14 protein-coding genes are annotated in these 17,446 nt (G+C 60.1%); 6 read left to right on the plus strand and 8 right to left on the minus strand.

Features of this window, described 5'->3' with window-relative positions; translation table 11 throughout:
• Positions 1-44: 44 nt before the first annotated feature.
• Together E4662_RS13290 and E4662_RS13295 are read right to left on the minus strand one after the other, a co-directional pair.
• Positions 45-1,409, minus strand: coding sequence for an oligosaccharide flippase family protein (locus tag E4662_RS13290; protein ID WP_136442060.1), 1,365 nt, complete (start codon positions 1,407-1,409; stop codon positions 45-47).
• Entirely contained in the window at positions 1,406-2,248 is an 843-nt protein-coding gene (locus tag E4662_RS13295) for a glycosyltransferase family 2 protein (RefSeq protein WP_240705188.1), read from the minus strand. Before E4662_RS13295 ends, E4662_RS13290 begins: the two co-directional genes overlap by 4 nt.
• 179 nt (positions 2,249-2,427) lie before the next feature.
• On the opposite strand from E4662_RS13295, the gene epsE reads away from it, so the two are divergent.
• On the plus strand, positions 2,428-3,627 hold the full coding sequence (epsE, locus tag E4662_RS13300; RefSeq protein ID WP_240705189.1) for an exopolysaccharide biosynthesis GT4 family glycosyltransferase EpsE: 1,200 nt from the start codon (positions 2,428-2,430) through the stop codon (positions 3,625-3,627).
• A gap of 6 nt (positions 3,628-3,633) precedes the next feature.
• Here epsE and E4662_RS13305 read toward each other — a convergent pair whose 3' ends face one another.
• A complete protein-coding gene (locus tag E4662_RS13305; RefSeq protein WP_136442062.1) occupies positions 3,634-4,131 on the minus strand; it encodes an SH3 domain-containing protein in 498 nt (165 codons plus the stop codon).
• A gap of 107 nt (positions 4,132-4,238) precedes the next feature.
• Here E4662_RS13305 and E4662_RS13310 point away from each other — a divergent pair, with 107 nt between their 5' ends.
• Complete coding sequence (locus E4662_RS13310) at positions 4,239-5,225, plus strand: 2-hydroxyacid dehydrogenase (protein WP_136442063.1); 987 nt, start codon at positions 4,239-4,241, stop codon at positions 5,223-5,225.
• A gap of 140 nt (positions 5,226-5,365) precedes the next feature.
• On the opposite strand, the gene E4662_RS13315 is transcribed toward E4662_RS13310, so the two are convergent.
• Both E4662_RS13315 and E4662_RS13320 read right to left on the minus strand, forming a co-directional pair.
• The gene (locus E4662_RS13315; protein WP_136442064.1) at positions 5,366-6,925 is read right to left on the minus strand and encodes a 2-isopropylmalate synthase; all 1,560 of its coding nucleotides are present in this window, start codon (positions 6,923-6,925) and stop codon (positions 5,366-5,368) included.
• Between the two features lie 15 nt (positions 6,926-6,940).
• A complete protein-coding gene (locus E4662_RS13320; protein WP_136442065.1) occupies positions 6,941-7,297 on the minus strand; it encodes a cupin domain-containing protein in 357 nt (118 codons plus the stop codon).
• A gap of 299 nt (positions 7,298-7,596) precedes the next feature.
• Between E4662_RS13320 and E4662_RS13325 the strand changes: the two genes are divergently transcribed.
• Positions 7,597-10,593: a calcium-binding protein gene (locus E4662_RS13325; RefSeq protein ID WP_136442066.1), complete on the plus strand. Its 2,997-nt coding sequence runs from the start codon at positions 7,597-7,599 to the stop codon at positions 10,591-10,593.
• 3 nt (positions 10,594-10,596) lie between these two features.
• On the opposite strand, the gene E4662_RS13330 is transcribed toward E4662_RS13325, so the two are convergent.
• Entirely contained in the window at positions 10,597-12,765 is a 2,169-nt protein-coding gene (locus tag E4662_RS13330) for a transglycosylase domain-containing protein (RefSeq protein WP_136442067.1), read from the minus strand.
• 254 nt (positions 12,766-13,019) lie between these two features.
• Here E4662_RS13330 and E4662_RS13335 point away from each other — a divergent pair, with 254 nt between their 5' ends.
• Both E4662_RS13335 and E4662_RS13340 read left to right on the plus strand, forming a co-directional pair.
• Positions 13,020-13,358, plus strand: a complete 339-nt coding sequence (locus E4662_RS13335) for a P-II family nitrogen regulator (RefSeq protein ID WP_136442068.1) — start codon at positions 13,020-13,022, stop codon at positions 13,356-13,358.
• A gap of 30 nt (positions 13,359-13,388) precedes the next feature.
• A complete protein-coding gene (locus tag E4662_RS13340) occupies positions 13,389-14,711 on the plus strand; it encodes an ammonium transporter (RefSeq protein WP_136442069.1) in 1,323 nt (440 codons plus the stop codon).
• Positions 14,712-14,787: 76 nt separating this feature from the next.
• On the opposite strand, the gene E4662_RS13345 is transcribed toward E4662_RS13340, so the two are convergent.
• The gene (locus E4662_RS13345; protein ID WP_136442070.1) at positions 14,788-15,693 is read right to left on the minus strand and encodes a LysR family transcriptional regulator; all 906 of its coding nucleotides are present in this window, start codon (positions 15,691-15,693) and stop codon (positions 14,788-14,790) included.
• Between the two features lie 88 nt (positions 15,694-15,781).
• On the opposite strand from E4662_RS13345, the gene metF reads away from it, so the two are divergent.
• Entirely contained in the window at positions 15,782-16,648 is an 867-nt protein-coding gene (metF, locus tag E4662_RS13350) for a methylenetetrahydrofolate reductase [NAD(P)H] (protein WP_136442127.1), read from the plus strand.
• A 56-nt stretch (positions 16,649-16,704) separates the two neighbouring features.
• Here metF and E4662_RS13355 read toward each other — a convergent pair whose 3' ends face one another.
• Positions 16,705-17,433 (minus strand): aspartate/glutamate racemase family protein, encoded by a 729-nt coding sequence (locus tag E4662_RS13355; protein ID WP_136442071.1) that lies wholly within the window; start codon positions 17,431-17,433, stop codon positions 16,705-16,707.
• Between the last annotated feature and the right edge of the window lie 13 nt (positions 17,434-17,446).

Raw genomic sequence — 17,446 nt, forward strand, 5'->3', positions numbered from 1 at the left:
TGGAAACGGGAGAGCTTAGAGGTGTTTCCCCGTGGGAAAGGTCGCTATAGTACTGCCCCCGCCAGCGCCCCGATGGCCTCCCAGTTCAGCCAAAGCGCCCCGGCGGCGAGGCAAAGGCCAAACGCCGCGAACACAACGTCATGCAAGGGGTCCCATGCACCCATACGCCGCGCCAGCCAGACGACAACCGGATAGGCGAGTGTGAAGGCCGCACCCTGCCCGATGATCGCGCCAAGCAGCCCCGACATTTCCAGCCCGGCAAGCAGGCAGCCGATCATCAAGGCCGCCCGCACAGCAGCCAGTACAAAAAAGCGTTTGGAATCCCCCGCTGCAAGTGCCGCCTGATCGTAGGTCATCACGATCAGCATTGGCATCTGCGCGCAAGCAAGCAGCACCACAACGGGCCCGGCGAGCGCGTAGCGCGGGTCATACATCAGACCAACGAGCCAAACCCCGAGGCTGGCAAACACCGCAACCATCAGCATGAGCATTGCCGTTACCGCAAAACGCATCTTGCGCAGTTTGGCGAAGTTCTGCGGGCTCTCCGAGGGCGGGGTCTCGCGGTAAATCGGGATCAGGATTTTGCGTGTCACCATCCCGCCAAGCAGCATGGGAAAGGCCGCAAGGAAAAAGCCGATATTATAAACACCAAAGGTGTCGAGGCTGAGGTATTTGCCGATCAGGATCTTGTCAGCCTGACTGAACAGGAACCCTGCGATGGTGGCGAGAAAGACCCATTTTCCGAAGTTGATCAGCTCCTGAGCGGCGGGCTTTTCCCAGCGGAAACGATTGCGTTCTCCGGGTAGGAAAGCGCCGTTGATCAGCACCTCCGCAATCCCGCCAATCACCCCGGAGATCACCAGCGCCCAGACAGAGCCGGTCAGCCATGCCAGGATCACAGCGACAACAACGCCAATAAGCTGTACGCCCATGTCGATCACGGTCACACGCCCGAGCAACAAATGGCGGTTGGCGGTGTCCATCCGAGTCGGCTTGAACCCGGCGATCAGCAGGGTGAGCGCCGCCACGGGCAAGAGCTGCGTCAACTGCGGCTCGTCATAAATCCACGCCATGGGGAAGGCCGCCGCGCAGGCGACAAGCCAAAGGCCAAAACCCCGGATGACCTGGATCGTCCAGGCCGTGTTCAGGAAATCCCGGTCATCGCCGCGTTTGCTCTGCAGGATTGCCGGGGTCACTCCGACGTCGGAGAACTGGCCAAGCCCCATGAGGAAAACCATAACCAGCGCCATGAGTCCAAAGGCTTCGGGGAACAGGAGCCGTGTCAGGATCAGGTTGGACGCCAGACGGATCACCTGGCTGAACCCAAAACCGCCAACCGTCAGCAGCGAGGACCGCATGATGCGCGCGGAAAGGCCTTCGCCTTTGAGTTTGCCAAAAAGCGCGCTCATCTGCCCCGGCTCCAGTCGCTTTGTTCGCCCTTCGTAAGTTTTACAACAAGAGCTATGCCGCTGTAGACAGCAAAGCCAAAGGGGTGACGCAAGGCGAGGCCCAACTTGCGCGACAAAGGAAACGCAGGTTTGTCGTCATTCTTCAGCAGATCGGGGTAGAGGCGTTCGATCTCATCGACCCCAACGTCCTGCCGCCTGCGCACCTTGACCAGACGGGAAAAGCCTTCGGCAATCGGCCAATCATAGGAAGCGGGCACACCGATCCGCTCTTCCGGGGAAAAGCTGAGGCGCACAAAGGTATCGTCGCTGATGATGTCCGGGAACGTGCCCCACCGCGCACGCCCTGCTGCATTCACAGCAAACAAACCACACCCCGGAACGCAGTCTTCCATGAACGGCACCTTCGCCCAGATCTTCGCATAGGCGCGGCTGATCGGGTTGTGCGCCGTGATGTTGACCTGCCCGCTTGCATAGCGCGGCTCCGGCACGGCAAGCGCCTTTGCAATCTGCGCCAAAAGTGGCGGGCTGACCGTCACATCCGCATCCAGATAGACCCGCGCGCGCCCCTCTGCCTCAGCATCCCCGGCATTGAGTGCGCCGAGCTTTCCGCCCTCCTCCAGATCCAGCACGGACAGGCGCCAGCCTTTCCGGGCGAACTGATCTATGAAAGCTTCGGCGCGATTGGCGGTATCATCGGAACACCCATTGGCCACGACGATCACGTCGACCAGCTCGGGCCGCTGCCAATCCGACGCAAGAAGCGCCGAAAGGCAGCCGCCGATCAGCGCTGCCTCGTTGCTGGCCGGGATGATTACCGACAGACCCGGTTCGTTTGTCACACCGTCAATCCCCATGGCCGTACCTTTGGGGCCACACCTTTGCAAAATACAAGTCCTCTCGCGCCCCTCCCTGAACGTTAAGTATGGCCAAAGCATGGTCCGGGCTGGAATAGTCCGAGGCAACCGACTTTTCGGGAGAGGCCGGTTCTGCTGCTCTGCCATTAATTCAAAAGGTCATCGTGTCGCGAACACTGCGTATCGGGTATTTGGTGCCTCAATTTCCGGGGCAAACCCACATCTTCTTCTGGCGCGAGATTCTCGCGCTCGAAGCGATGGGGCACGAAGTGCATGTACTTTCCACACGCAAACCACCATCTGGTCTGATTGCCCATGACTGGTCTGACGACGCAATCCTGCGCACAAGTTATCTCGGCAATATCGATCCGATCGCCTCTGTCGTGGGCCTCGCGCGGCTTTTGCCGCAGGGGCTCGGACGCTGGATCGCAAGGGAAGGGCCGGCCTTCGCCAAGGACGCCATGGTCTCGCTTGGAGCGGCGCAACATCTTCTGAGCTATGCGAAAAAGCACAAGCTCGATCACATCCACGCGCATTCCTGCGGGCGTGCGGCGCTAATAGCCGCTTTCGTCAAACGGCTCGGTGGGCCGGATTATTCCATGACATTGCACGGCCCGCTTTCAGACTATGGCTCCGGGCAGCGTTTCAAATGGTCCGGCGCGAAATTTGCGACGATCATCACCCACAAACTGCTTCATGAAGTAGAAGAGGCCCTGGACGGCTCGCTTCCCGAACGCATGGTGATCCGCCCGATGGGTGTCGACACGCGCATGCTGAGCCGGGACACGCCTTATGCGCCGCCCGAAAAAGGCCGCCCCGTGCAACTGTTTTCCTGCGGGCGGCTGAACGTCGTCAAAGGCCATCAGGATCTGATGAGCGCCGTGCGGCAATTGCTGGACCAGGGCGTGGATGTCCGGCTTGAGATCGCAGGCGAAGACGACGCAGGCGGCAGCGGGTACAGGCTTGAGCTTGAGGCGCACCTGAAAAAGCTGCGCCTGCAGGATCATGTCAAACTGCTCGGCGCCATTGACGCCGGCGCTGTGCGCGAGAAACTCAAGGCGGCGCATCTTTTTGTGCTCGCATCCTGGCATGAGCCGCTGGGCGTGGCCTACATGGAAGCCATGTCCATGGGTGTGCCGGTCATCGGAACCGATGCGGGCGGTGTGCCGGAACTGATCCGGGACGGTACAAACGGTTACCTTACGCCGCCAAAAAATCCCGGTGCGCTGGCGCGGACGATCAGAGCGCTGGCGACAGACCCGGACGCCCTGATGCGGCTCTCGGCAACAGGCCGGGCCCATGTGGAAGAGAACTTCCGGGCCTCGCTCGGTGCGGAAACACTTGTGGAAGAAATTCTGCGGTAGTCCCGCCTATTCGCGGATTTCGTCCGGCTTCACACCCCAAAGCGCATCTTTTGGTGCCCAGCCGCTGAATCCCCCTGCCGTCAGTTTGCAGGCCTGCGGAGAGCAATCCCCAAGCTCGGCCACAACACCCAGTTCCAGCATGGCCGTCACCGGGCTTTCCACGTCGTCCCGCGCATGCAGTTGCAGCATGTCTTTCTCGATCAGCACCGTCCGAACCCCGGACAACAAGGAGTAGTGCACCCAGCCACCTGCCCCGTCCCGGTCCCGAACGCGGCGCCAATGGCCGTGTTCCGCGGTGACCTCAAGCGGCATGCCGCGCCGTTTGTACACCCAGTCGATGCGATGGGTCAGCGATGGCCCCCGCCGCACGTTGCCTTCTGACGCTTTCATAGAAACAAAACGGGGCAAAGGCAGGTTGGTCACCGGCCCCCGCGTTTCCGACGCCGCAACAGAGCTGGAAAAGCCCAACGAAAACAAGACAACGCTTGCAAGAATCCTGAACATTCGCTCGATCCGCCCGATTATTATTGGAAAGGGGTTCTTGCGCCCCAAATGCCTTTGACGCACTGTGCCATAGGGTCGAAAAGCAGGGAAGCAACAGGAGTGCCAGCATGTCATCAAAACGTCTGAGTGTTGTCGTGACGCGACGCCTTCCGGAAGTGGTCGAGACGCGCCTGACCGAACTCTTTGACGTACGATTGCGCGAAGATGACACACCGATGACCCGCGCCGAACTGATCGAGGCCATCCAGAATGTGGACGTTCTGATCCCCACCGTGTCCGATACAATCGACGCAGGGATGATCGGGCAGGCGGGCGAAAGCCTCAAGCTGATCGCCAACTACGGTGCCGGTTTTGACCACATCGACGTGGCCACGGCGCGCCAGCGCGGCATTCTTGTGTCCAACACACCGGGCGTGGTGACGGAAGACACCGCTGATATGGTCATGGCCCTGATGCTGGGGGTCACCCGCCGCATTCAGGAAGGCATGGAGACGATGCAATCAGGCACGTGGGGAGGCTATGCCCCCACGGCTCTGCTCGGCACGCGGCTTGGCGGGAAACGGCTTGGTATTCTTGGCATGGGCCGGATTGGTCAAGCGCTGGCCCGGCGGGCCGCGGCCTTTGGCATGCAAATCCACTATCACAACCGGCGCAGGCTGCGCGGCGAGATCGAAGAGAACCTTGGGGCGACCTATTGGGAAAGCCTCGATCAGATGGTTGCCCGCATGGACATCATCAGCGTCAACTGCCCCCACACGCCCAGCACCTATCATCTGCTCAATGCGCGCCGTTTGAGGCTGCTGAAACCGTCGGCGATCATCGTCAACACGTCACGTGGTGAGGTTTTGGATGAGAACGCCCTGACCCGGATGCTCAAGTCCGGCGAACTGGCCGGGGCTGGCCTCGACGTTTATGAGCACGGGATCAAGGGCAACCCGGACCTGTCCGGCATGCCCAACGTGGTGATGCTGCCGCATATGGGATCGGCGACACAGGAAGGGCGGATCGAGATGGGCGAAAAGGTCATCATCAACGTCAAAACCTTCGCCGACGGCCACCGCCCGCCTGATCAGGTTGTGCCTGCGATGCTTTGAAGGGCGCCGGGGCGAAGCCCCGGCCTACGATTGGGGCGCTGCCCCGCCGCAGCAAGCTGCGGACCCCCGAGGTATTTGGCGGCCCAAAGAAGCCCATAGTCTGCGAAAAGGCCCGGCGTTTCGACCAGGCCTTTTGTTGTTTACATCTCTTTGTAGCTGATCTCGCGCTTGTCGGCGCCGGGGCCGACTTTGGAGCGGCGGATGATCAGGCGGTTGAGGGCCTGAATGTAGGCGCGCACCGAGGCCACAACCGTATCCGTGTCAGCCGATTGGCCCGTGGCGATCACGCCATCTTCTTCCAGTCGGACCGAAACCGTCGCCTGCGCGTCCGTACCTGCGGTGACCGCGTTCACCTGATAGAGCTGCAGGCGGGCCGTGTTCGGGTGCAGCTCGCGCACGGCTTTGAACGACGCGTCAACGGGGCCGTCGCCTTCGCTCACTGCTGTCAGGTCTTCGCCGTCGATCTCAAGCTCGATCTCCGCCTTGGCGGGGCCACCGGTGCCACAGGTTACGGCGAGGTTCACCAGTTGGATCGCTTCGGCGCCTTCGGTCGTGGCGGAGACGAGTGCGAGGACATCGTCGTCAAAAACTTCTTTCTTGCGGTCGGCGAGATCCTTGAACCGGACGAAGATGTCCTTGAGCTGGTTATCACCCACCTCAACACCGAGATCCTTGAGTTTTGCCCGGAGCGCCGCTCGGCCCGAGTGTTTGCCCAAGGGCAGCGATGTGCCGGAGAGGCCCACGTCTTCGGGACGCATGATCTCGAAGGTTTCGGCGTTTTTCAGCATACCGTCCTGGTGAATGCCGCTTTCGTGGGCGAAGGCGTTCTTGCCGACAATGGCCTTGTTCGGCTGCACTTGGAAGCCCGAGACGGTCGAGACGCGGCGCGAGATGTGCATGATCTTCTTCGTGTCGATGCCGGTTGAGAAGGGCATGATGTCATTGCGGACCTTCATCGCCATGACAACCTCTTCGAGCGCGGTGTTGCCCGCGCGCTCGCCAAGGCCGTTGATCGTGCATTCAATCTGCCGCGCGCCGGCTTCTACAGCGGCCAGCGAATTTGCCGTCGCCATGCCAAGATCGTTGTGACAATGCGTGGCAAAGACAATTTCATCTGCGCCAGGCACGGTTTCGATCAGGCGACGGATCAAATCAGCGCTTTCGCGCGGAGCGGTGTAGCCGACCGTATCAGGAATGTTGATCGTCGAAGCGCCTGCCTTGATCGCGATCTCGATCACACGGCAAAGGTAATCCCACTCTGTCCGCGTCGCATCCATCGGCGACCATTGCACGTTGTCTGTCAGGTTGCGGGCGTGGGTCACCGTCTCATGGATGCGGTCGGCCATTTCGTCCATGGTCAGGTTCGGAATGGCGCGGTGCAACGGTGAGGTGCCGATGAAGGTGTGAATGCGCGGACGCTCCGAATGCTTGACCGCTTCAAAGCAGCGGTCAATGTCCGGCAATTGCGCCCGGGCAAGGCCGCAGATCACGGAGTTCTTGGAACGCTCCGCAATCTCCTTCACGGCGCGGAAATCACCTTCGGAAGCGATCGGGAACCCGGCTTCGATAATGTCGACACCCATTTCATCGAGAAGCTCGGCAATCTCCAGCTTCTCGTCATGAGTCATGGTTGCGCCGGGGCTTTGCTCGCCATCGCGGAGCGTGGTGTCAAAGATGAGGACGTGGTCTTGTTTCGTCATGGTCTTGGTCCTGGATCAGATATGCGGTTTGGAGGCGGCTGGCTGGCCGCTGTCTCCGGTATTCGGTTCACCCTTGGGCTCAATCAGCAGAACCCTGACTTCTCGCTCGGCGCGGGGCCGATGTACGACGCCGGCCGGGACAATCACAAGCTCTCCGGCGCGCACCGTCTGTGGCGTGCGGCCCTCGTAATCCATGATCATCTCGCCTTCGAGAACGAGAAAGAAATCATCAGTGTCGTCGTGTTTGTGGAAGGGAAACTCGCCTTGGAATTTCACCACCATCACATCGTTTTCGTTGTAGTTCGCCACAACGTGCGGATCCCAATGGCTTGAGAACATCGCCAGCTTTTCGGCCAGATTAACGGGTTTCATGGGGATTTCCTAATTCTGCTAAGACTGCGGAACGGTCGGCGCGTCACATGTCTCCTCTGAGCACGCGCGCCGGGTATGGCCGCGCTCAGAGGCGAATTAGGAGCAGGTCTAGGCCACGCGCAAAGGGCGCCGGAAGGCGCGCGCTGTCTGCGATATGTGTGGCGTTTGTCATGGGTGGCACTATACGCACCGAATCTTAAATGAAAACCCGCATTTTTCCGCCGTTGCACGGGCGAGGGCTTTGAAGCGCGGGCCCGCTGCGCCATACTCCGCGGCAGATAGAAAAACAGGGCAGAGACATGCTATTCAGGTTGCTGGCCGCCGCGCTTCTGGCGTGGCTTCCTTTTCAGAGTGCGGCGCAAGAGCAGGATACCGACGTTCGGCTCTACGTGTTCGGCAACTCGCTGGTGCACTACCTGAGTGAGCGCTCCAAGCAGACCAACGTGCCGCATTGGCTGAATGAAATGGCCAAGGCCGAAGGCAAGCGCTTCGCGGTCGATGGTCAATGGGGTTTTCTGCGTAATTTTGCCAGCAGCCTGCCACCAACGGCCAACTGGTCCTTTCCCGGGGTGTCCGGCGCATGGTCACCGGGACGCGCGTTTTCCTCCGGGCGCTTTGATGCGGTCATGATCACTCCGGCGAACTTCATTCAGTATCAGCCGCCTGACATGCCTTATGATGGTGACAACCCGAAAGGGGAAAGCCCGATTGGTGCCATTTTGCAGATCATTGACTGGACGGAGCAGGAAAGCCCCGGAAGCCGGATCCTGATCTATGAAGGTTGGGCGGAAATGGCCGGTGTCACCGGGGAGTTTCCACCATCAGACCGGGCGTTTGAACGGTACAATGAGATCAACCGCGGTAATTTGCATAGATGGTATCTCGACCTGATGAAGCAGATTGTCGAGGCTAGGCCAAATGCGGATGTGCGCCTTGTTCCGGTTGCCTCGGTTCTTGCTGACCTGTCCACCAAGGGTGGTCCGCTCAGCCGAATGCCGCCGCAAGCGCTTTATGTCGATGCGGAGCCGCACGGCACGCGGACGCAATATATGCTTGCAGCCATGGTCACTTACGCCGTTCTGTATGACGCGGCACCCCCGGCGGACTGGACGCCGCCCATTACGCTGCATCCTGAGATCATTACAAATTATCCTCAAATTGCGGAGCTGGTCTGGGCGGCGGTTGAAGGGCGTCCTTTGAACATCCAGGCTCAAGACACCCAGCCTGCCCGCGTGGAACAACCAAGACCCGCACCCGAGCCGGAGCCAGAACCTGAACCCGAGCCAGAGACCAGCGCGGCCAGCCTTGACCTGCCCGAACGGCAAACGCTCGCGCTCCCTCCGAGCGGCATTCGGCCTGATGGTATTCCGGCGCTTGGCATGGGTCTGAACGGCATTGCGGATTGGTCAACCCAGCATCCTTTCATCAACCTGATGAAAACCGCCCGCGATTGGGTCGGCCATTCAGGGGGCGAATGGGGCGCATTTTCTTCCGAAGCGCTGCGCGCCTCCGGCGTTATCGGGGCGAGCGGTTATCCCACGTCCATCCCGGAAGGCGCAGATGCGCTGGAGGCGGTCCTTCTGACCGATCAGCCCAGCGATGCCAAACATCTGCGCGGTGAATATGTCCTGTTTTACAAGGGCAAGGGCAACATCATCCTGACCGGGCGCGCGCGCCGGGTGCGTTATCAGGAAGGTGAGATCGGCTTTTACTACGAACCGGGTGAAGGTCTGGTCGGCGTGTCTCTCAGTTCCATCGACAAGGAAGACCCGATCCGCGACATTGTGATCGTGAAGCGCGAGAACCTGCCGCTCTATGAAGCCGGGGTCTTGTTCAATCCTGATTGGATAAGCCGGATCGAGGACCTGCGATCGGTGCGTTTCATGGACTGGATGCTGACCAATGGATCGCCGATCACCGGATGGGACGACCGCCCGAAGATGGGCGACATGACATGGAGTGTCTGGGGCGTGCCTGTGGAGGTCATGATCCGGCTCGCCAATAGGATCGGGGCGGACCCGTGGTTCAACATGCCGCATCTGGCCGATGACGAATATGTCCGCCAGTTCGCCGAACAGGTGAAGGCCGATCTGGACCCTGGATTGAAGGCCTATGTCGAGTTCTCCAATGAGGTCTGGAATTTCATATTCCCGCAGGCCCATTGGGCCGCTGCCGAAGCACAAGCGCTCTGGGGCGAGTCCGAAACCGGATGGATGCAGTATTATGGGTACCGCGCCGCGCAGGTGATGGATGTCTGGACGGATGTTTTCGGCTCGGACGCCAGTGCGCGTCTGGTCCGTGTCGCGGCCACGCATACCGGCTGGCCGGGATTGGAAGAAAACGTTCTGGTGGCCCCATTGGCCCTGCTCAAGCTTGGCCGCGCCCCACAAGACAGCTTCGATGCCTATGCCGTCACCGGCTATTTCGGCTATGAGCTGGGCGGCGAAGAGATGGCGCGGCAGATGACGGACTGGCTCGACGCTGCAGAAGCTCTTGCCAGGAAAGCTGGCGAAGAGCGCGGCCTCAAACGGGTGGCGTTGCGGGAGTTCGTCAAAGCCGCGCGCTTCGAAGGGGCAATTGCGCCCGTGACTCTGGCCTTGGCGGAAGGCTCTCTCAGGGAGCTGACCGAAGAGATCTTCCCCTATCACGCGGGCGCGGCCAGCCGCGCGGGTCTGGACCTGATCATGTATGAGGGCGGAACCCACGTCGCTGCACACGGCGAACAGGTTAATGACGAGCGACTCGCCGAGTTTTTCCAGACCTACAACTACACGCCCGAAATGGCCAAGCTCTACGAACAACTGTTGGCCGGGTGGGCAGAGGCAGGCGGGACCTTGTTTAATGCCTTTGTTGATGTGGCACCGGCAACCAAATGGGGCAGCTGGGGTGCGCTCAGGCATCTGGATGACACCAACCCGCGTTGGGACATGCTCATGGCCTACAACGCGTCGGGACCAAATGGGTGGGAGCCGCGCGATGAGCGTGCATTCGAAAACGGGATCACCCGGATTGCCGGTGTTGGCAACCAACGTCTGCAAGGCACCAGTTTCAGCGATGTGCTGATTGGCGGGCCGGGCAACGATACGCTTGTTGCCTCTGGAGGTGCAGATGTCCTTGGCGGCGGCGAAGGAAAGGACAGAGGCGTCCTGCCCGGCGCACGGGAGGACTACAGTTTCAGCCGCGACGGCCTGCATCTTCTTGCGAAGGGGCCAGACGGCACCATTCGGCTCAGCGGAATCGAAACCCTCGTTTTCGAAGACGCGCCCAGCACCGGAATCCCGGAGAGCGCTTTCTAAGCGCTACCGGTTCCCACCGCCGAAGATGTCGCGCAGCACCTGATCAAGCAACGTATCGCCAACCCGCGCACCGCCGCGCGATTGAGGTTGCGGCACCGGGTCTGGCTCGGGGATCGGTTCTGGGATCGCAGGAGCCTGCATGGGCAGCGGTGTCACAGGCGTTCCTTCCGTGACCCGCACCATGACCTCGCGCCAAATCTCTGACGGAAGCCCGCCGCCTGTCACGCCGGTCAGGGGTGTGTTGTCGTCGTAACCCATCCAAACGCCAGTCACATAATCCGCCGTGAAGCCGATAAACCATGCGTCGCGCGCTTCCTGACTGGTGCCGGTCTTGCCTGCCGCTTCGCGATCCGGAAGACGCGCACGGCCGCCGGACCCTTCGGTGATGACTTTCTCCATCATCCAGATCAGCTGATACGACGCTTCAGGCTGAATGACCCGTTCGCCGATTCCACCGCCGCTGCCCATCAAAGGCTCGTCATCGCCCTTCAAACGGAGTTCTTTCAACCCGTATGGGGTCACAGAGGATCCGCCGTTCAGAATTCCCGCATAGGCGCCGGTCATCTCGATCAGCGTCGCCTCCGAAGTGCCGAGCGCCATGGCAGGCGTGTCATGCAGATCGCGAACGATGCCGAAATCCCGCGCCACCCGCATCACCAGATCACGGCCCACGCTTTCCGACACCTTGACCGCCGGGACGTTCAGCGAACGCGCCAGCGATTCTTTCAGGGTGACACGGCCATAGTGCTTGCGCGTGTAGTTCTCCGGGCACCATTGGCCTGAGCCGGGAATGTTCAGACAGTAAGGCTCATCCATCACCGTATCGAGCGGCGAATACCCAAGCTCCAACGCCGTGGCATAGACAAATGGTTTGAAGGCAGATCCAGTTTGCCGCACGGCCTGCGAGGCACGGTTGAACAGGCCCGTCGCATCCGTATCGCGCCCGCCGATCATCGCACGCACCGCGCCCTCGGCATCCATTACAACAACGGCGACCTGCGCCTTAGAGCCTTCCCGCACCTTTTCGCTGAACACCTTGTTCACCGCATCGGCAGCCGCGCGTTGAATGCGCTGATCAAGAGTTGTCTGGATCAGCACGTCTTCTGTTGTGTCCTTGGTGAAGAACTCCGGACCGGACTGCATCACCCAATCGGCAAAATATCCGCCGCCTAGACTGCGCGCCTCTTTTGACAGAACAGCGGGGTTTGCCTGATAAAACGCCGTGTCCTTGTCGCTCAGATAACCCTGTTCGTTCATCAACCGCAAAACGGTCGCGGCGCGATCCTGGCTGCGTTTGAGGTTAGCCGTGGGCGCAAGCGAGGACGGCGCGGACAATAGACCGGCGATCATCGCGGATTCTGCAGGGTTCAGGGCCGCGGCTGGTTTGGCAAAGTAACGCTGTGCGGCGGCTTCGGCACCGTAGGCCCCGCCGCCCATGTAGGCACGGTTCATGTAGATGGAGAGGATTTCGTCCTTGGTGTATTTAACTTCCATCGCCAGCGCATAGAGCGCTTCCTTGGCCTTGCGCGCCAGGGAGGAACGGCGGCAGTCCTTGATATATTCTGCCTCGGATTCCCATTCCGCAGGATCGAAAGGCACACCAATACAGAGCAGCTTGGCGGTTTGCTGAGTGATGGTCGAACCACCATGGCCCGAAAGCGGCCCCCGCCCTTCGTTCAGATTGATGCGCACCGCGCTTGCAATGCCGCGCGGGCTGACACCGAGGTGGCTGTAGAACCGCTTGTCTTCTGTAGCGACTATGGCGTTTTTCAGATGTGGCGAGACACTGGCCGCCGTCACGACACCACCAAACTGATCCCCGCGCAAAGCAAAAATGGCGCCACGATTGTCCAACAACGTCACGGAGCCGCGCGCGCGGCCATCCACCATTTCAGACGCCGGTGGCATCCCCGATTGCATGGAAAAGACAATGGCGCCGACGATCAGCGCCGTGACGATCCCGGCAAACAGGACTGTACGCCAAATCAGGCGAAACAACCCGCCAATGAGACCGAACACAAAGGCCGCGACCGGATTGCGGCGCTTCGTGGCTGGCGCGCGCCGCTTTTTCCTGGCGGGCTTTTTGGCTTTGCTCTTGGCCGGGGTCGCCGGTTTCTTCGGGTACCGCTTGTCGGCCACAAGCCTTTTCGGCTTCCGTCGTGAATCACTCATTGTACTGCCCGGGTCTTTAGATCCTCTTGTGACAAACCTACGCTGCTTGTGCAGCAATGTTGACCAGAATTAAGCAAGATTTCGCTTCTCATTTTGATTATTTTTTGTGCAAACAATTCACTACGCACATTTTTTAATCATTTTTGCCGGAGCTTGCCCCGAAAACGTGCGCGAAATCTTCCATCAAGGGACCCCTGACGCCTTTCTGCATGTGCCAATAGCAGGAACGCCCTGCAAACGCGAAAGGGACCAAGGTGAAACTGATCATAGCAACGATCAAGCCGTTCAAGCTCGAAGAGGTGCGCGAAGCGCTCACCGGGATCGGCGTACGCGGCATGATGGTGACGGAAATCAAGGGCTTCGGCTCTCAGTCCGGCCATACCGAAATCTATCGCGGCGCAGAGTACGCCGTGAACTTCGTACCGAAAATCAAGCTCGAAATCGTCGTTGGCGCGGCCATGGCGGACCAGGTCGTCGAGACCATCAAGTCCACCGCCCAGACCGGCAAGATCGGTGACGGCAAGATCTTCGTTCTCGACGTGCAGCAGGCCGTTCGGGTCCGCACCGGCGAAACCGACGCAGACGCGCTCTGACGCGCACACTATCTTATGAGGAATACACCAATGAAACTTCTCAAGACGCTGGCGCCGGCTGCATTGCTGCTGGCCATGCCGACGCTGGGCTTTGCGCAGGAGGCCGAAGCGGCCGCCCCGGGCTTTGACGAAATCGGCCCCTACATCATGACAACCCTGCTGTTCTGCATGGCAGGCTTCCTGGTTTTCTTCATGGCCGCGGGCTTTGCGATGCTCGAAGGTGGTCTGGTTCGTTCCAAGAACGTGACCATGCAGATGACCAAGAACATCGCGCTCTACTCGATCGCTGCCATCATGTACTGGCTGGTCGGCTTCAACACGATGTATCCGGGCGACTTCAACGGCTACTTCGCTCTGGGCGGCGCAACCACGCTTGACCCGGTTGGTATCGCAGCTGCTGACGCCGCGCTCGACTACGCATCCATCGGTTCGGACTTCTTCTTCCAGCTGGTGTTTGTTGCGGCGACCGCATCCATCGTATCCGGTGCGCTTGCTGAGCGTATCAAACTCTGGCCCTTCCTCGCCTTTGTTGTCGTGCTGACCGGCATCATGTACCCGATCTCCGGTTCCTGGCAGTGGGGCGGCGGCTGGTTGTCCGAAATGGGCTTCTCCGACTTCGCCGGTTCGACTGTTGTGCACTCCGTGGGTGGCTGGGCCGCTCTGGCCGGTGCCATCGTTCTTGGCCCGCGTATCGGCAAGTACAGCAAAGACGGTCGCGTTATCCCGATCCCGGGTTCGAACCTCGCCCTCGCCACTCTGGGTACGTTCATCCTGTGGCTCGGCTGGTTCGGCTTCAACGGTGGCTCGCAGCTCGCAATGGGCACCGTGGGTGACGTCTCTGACGTGTCGCGCATCTTCGCCAACACCAACATGGCCGCTGCTGCCGGTGCTGTAACCGCCCTGATCCTGACCCAGGTCATGTACAAGAAGCCTGACCTGACCATGGTTCTGAACGGCGCACTGGCTGGTCTCGTGTCCATCACCGCTGAGCCGCTCGCTCCGACCCTGTTCGGCGCACTCTGGATCGGTGCCGTTGGTGGTGTGATCGTTGTCCTGACCATTCCGATGCTCGACAAGTTCAAGATCGACGACGTTGTTGGCGCGGTTCCGGTTCACCTGTTCGCCGGTATCTGGGGCACCATCGCAGTTGTCTTCTACAACGGTGATGCAAGCCTGAGCACTCAGATCGTCGGCATCGCAGCTTACGGTGCCTTCACCTTCGTTGCCTCCCTGATCCTGTGGCTCATCCTCAAAGCAGTCCTGGGCATCCGGGTCTCCGAAGAGGACGAAATGACCGGTCTCGACATGGCGGAACTGGGCATGGAAGCCTACCCCGAATTCTCCAAGGGCTGATTTCTCCTTCCTATCAGCCTAAGGAAACACTGCCCGGGCGTTCGCGCCCGGGTTTTTTTGCGTCTGGTGCAGCCTGTCAGACGGATTGCAGCTTCTTGGCTTCCTGTCCCGCGAGACGGATCAGGTCCTGCATGTACCCCTTGTCGAGATCTTCGGTCCGCGTGGCCGCGTAGAGGCGCCGCGTCACGCCGCCTTTCGTCAGAGGACGCGTGACGTAGTCGGAGCTGTACTTCACTTCCCGCACAACCCAGTCCGGCAGTACCGAAATGCCGCGATTGGAAGCCACAAGCAGCAGGATGACCGCTGTCAGTTCAACCTGCCGGATCGAGGCAGGCTCGACCTTGGCTGGCGTGAGAAGCTGGCTGAAAATGTCGAGACGGGATCGCTCCACCGGGTAGGTGATCAATGTCTGCCCACGAAAATCCTCTGCTTCGATAAAGTCTTTCTGCGCCAGAGGATGCGCGGCGGAGGCGACAAAGACCGGGTTGTAATCAAACAGCGGCGTGAAAGTGACGCCGGGCAGATCTTCGGGGTCGGAGGAGATCACAACGTCCACGTCTTCCTTGATCAGCGCGGGCATGGCATCGAAAGCGAGCCCCGGCCGAATGTCCACGTCCACATCCGGCCAGCTTTTGCGAAAGCCTTCCAGCACGGGAAAGAGCCATTCGAAACAGGCGTGGCATTCGATTGCGATGTGAAGTCGCCCCGATTTACCATCGCGTAAACCGGCAAACTCATCCTGAAGCGCTTCAATCTGCGGCAAGACCTGATTGGCCAATCGCAGAAGGCGCATGCCCGCCGCCGAAAGACGCATCGGCTTGGAACGGCGGACGAAGAGCTCGACACCGGCCTGCTCCTCCAAACCCTTGATTTGGTGCGACAGCGCGGACTGCGTGATGTTCAACTGATCTGCCGCGCGGGCTAGGCCGCCACATTCATGAATGGCTTTGATCGTGCGCAGGTGGCGAAACTCTATATGCATGCTCGGCTCATAAACTTGATGAGATTTATGAATTTGTTTCACAAATCGACCTATGCGACAAGGATGCAACGTCACAGAGGTACGCCACATGATCCGCCCCGAGGTTTCTTTCGAGTTCTTTCCGCCCCGCAACATCGAGGCGACCTTCCGCCTTTGGGATACGGTTCAGGTGTTGTCCCCGCTTGATCCACGTTTTGTTTCAGTCACTTACGGCGCAGGCGGCACAACGCGCGATTTGACCCGCGATGCGGTTTCCGCCATTCACAAGCATTCTGGCCTGCGCACGGCTGCGCATTTGACCTGTGTAAACGCAACCCGCGAAGAAACCTTGGGAATCGCCCGCGATTTCGCCGCCGCGGGCGTGACGGATATCGTTGCCCTGCGCGGCGATCCACCGAAAGGCTCCAACGGATTTGAAGCGCATCCCGACGGGTTCGGTGACTCTGTTGAGCTTATCGAAGCGCTTGCCCAGACCGATGATTTCACGATTCGCGTTGGCGCCTACCCGGATCAGCACCCCGAGGCACCCAACGCGCAGGCTGATGTAGATTGGCTCAAGCGCAAGATCGACGCCGGGGCGTCCGAGGCGCTGACGCAATTCTTCTTTGAGGCGGAAACGTTCTTCCGCTTCCGCGACGCTTGCGAAAAGGCTGGAATCGATGCGCCCATCGTTCCGGGCATCCTGCCGATCGAGAATTGGAAAGGCGCGCGGCGCTTTGCCGAGGCAACGGGTACGGTGATCCCGGCCTGGGTGGATGAGGCGTTTGCCAAGGCCGAACGCGACGGCCGCGAGGACCTCCTGGCAACGGCAATCTGCACGGAGCTTTGCTCCGAACTGATCGAAGGCGGCGTCGATAAGCTGCACTTCTACACGCTCAACCGGCCCGAACTGACCCGCGACGTCTGCTTTGCACTTGGCGTGACACCAGAGGTCAAACTCGAACACGTGGCCTGATCCGCCACGATCCAGTCCCTGTACTCCCGGCGTGGCTTCGGCCCGCCGGGGCTCTTTTATCTGGCGTATCTGCGCGGACTCAAACCTGACTGAAACCACGACACAAGGCTGACCATGCTGTAGCAGGGCAAGCCTGTCGCCGCCGTTATGTCGGGCGCATAGGGGCACATGTTCGTGCACTCGAGGACAAAAGCGCCAAGGTCCGAGTTTTCTTCGAGCAGGCATTGCGCCGCGTGAACGTTGTCCTTTCGCGCAAAATCGACGTTCAACCTCGGTTCATTACCCAATATTGCGCGCGTGAACTCCGCCCCGCCTTCGGTTGTACCGACGGGCGTACCCTCCGGCACGCCTGCGGCCTGCAAGTGCGCTTTGGTCAGTGTCGACTTTGAAATCGTCAGAACTCCGGCGCGTTTTCCATATGGCAAAGTGCGGTTCACCATGTCGACCTGCATCAAGGAAGATGTCACTACAGGCACCGGCACAGCCCGGGCAAGCTCGTCCTGAAACAAGGACAGAAACCCGCAATTGGTTGTGATGCCATCCACACCATCCCGCACCAGATCCCGCGCCGCGTCAATAAATGCAGGCAAGAGCCCCTTGGCCCCGCCGCGCACAACCCGATCCGGCGAAGCGTCGCGGACGATGCGATAAAGAACCGGGAAATCCCATGTCAGAGCATTGCCCATGTCCCCGGGAATCCGGGGAAATTCCGCGTCGAGCATCAAAATGCCCACAGACGCGCCGTAGATCGATTTGCCGCCCTCGGCGATCCATGCGTCGCTCATCGGCCTCTCTTGT

Source organism: Pacificoceanicola onchidii, from assembly GCF_004804335.1.
GTDB classification, from domain to species: Bacteria; Pseudomonadota; Alphaproteobacteria; order Rhodobacterales; family Rhodobacteraceae; genus Pacificoceanicola; species Pacificoceanicola onchidii.

What these genes read in the sequence shown, in the direction of transcription:
- E4662_RS13290 (WP_136442060.1), bottom strand. Translation starts at nt 1,409, where the DNA reads ATGAGCGCGCTTTTTGGCAAACTCAAAGGCGAAGGCCTTTCCGCGCGC.
- E4662_RS13305 (WP_136442062.1), bottom strand. Translation starts at nt 4,131, where the DNA reads ATGTTCAGGATTCTTGCAAGCGTTGTCTTGTTTTCGTTGGGCTTTTCC.
- E4662_RS13310 (WP_136442063.1), top strand. Translation starts at nt 4,239, where the DNA reads ATGTCATCAAAACGTCTGAGTGTTGTCGTGACGCGACGCCTTCCGGAA.
- E4662_RS13315 (WP_136442064.1), bottom strand. Translation starts at nt 6,925, where the DNA reads ATGACGAAACAAGACCACGTCCTCATCTTTGACACCACGCTCCGCGAT.
- E4662_RS13320 (WP_136442065.1), bottom strand. Translation starts at nt 7,297, where the DNA reads ATGAAACCCGTTAATCTGGCCGAAAAGCTGGCGATGTTCTCAAGCCAT.
- E4662_RS13325 (WP_136442066.1), top strand. Translation starts at nt 7,597, where the DNA reads ATGCTATTCAGGTTGCTGGCCGCCGCGCTTCTGGCGTGGCTTCCTTTT.
- E4662_RS13330 (WP_136442067.1), bottom strand. Translation starts at nt 12,765, where the DNA reads ATGAGTGATTCACGACGGAAGCCGAAAAGGCTTGTGGCCGACAAGCGG.
- E4662_RS13340 (WP_136442069.1), top strand. Translation starts at nt 13,389, where the DNA reads ATGAAACTTCTCAAGACGCTGGCGCCGGCTGCATTGCTGCTGGCCATG.
- E4662_RS13345 (WP_136442070.1), bottom strand. Translation starts at nt 15,693, where the DNA reads ATGCATATAGAGTTTCGCCACCTGCGCACGATCAAAGCCATTCATGAA.
- metF (WP_136442127.1), top strand. Translation starts at nt 15,782, where the DNA reads ATGATCCGCCCCGAGGTTTCTTTCGAGTTCTTTCCGCCCCGCAACATC.
- E4662_RS13355 (WP_136442071.1), bottom strand. Translation starts at nt 17,433, where the DNA reads ATGAGCGACGCATGGATCGCCGAGGGCGGCAAATCGATCTACGGCGCG.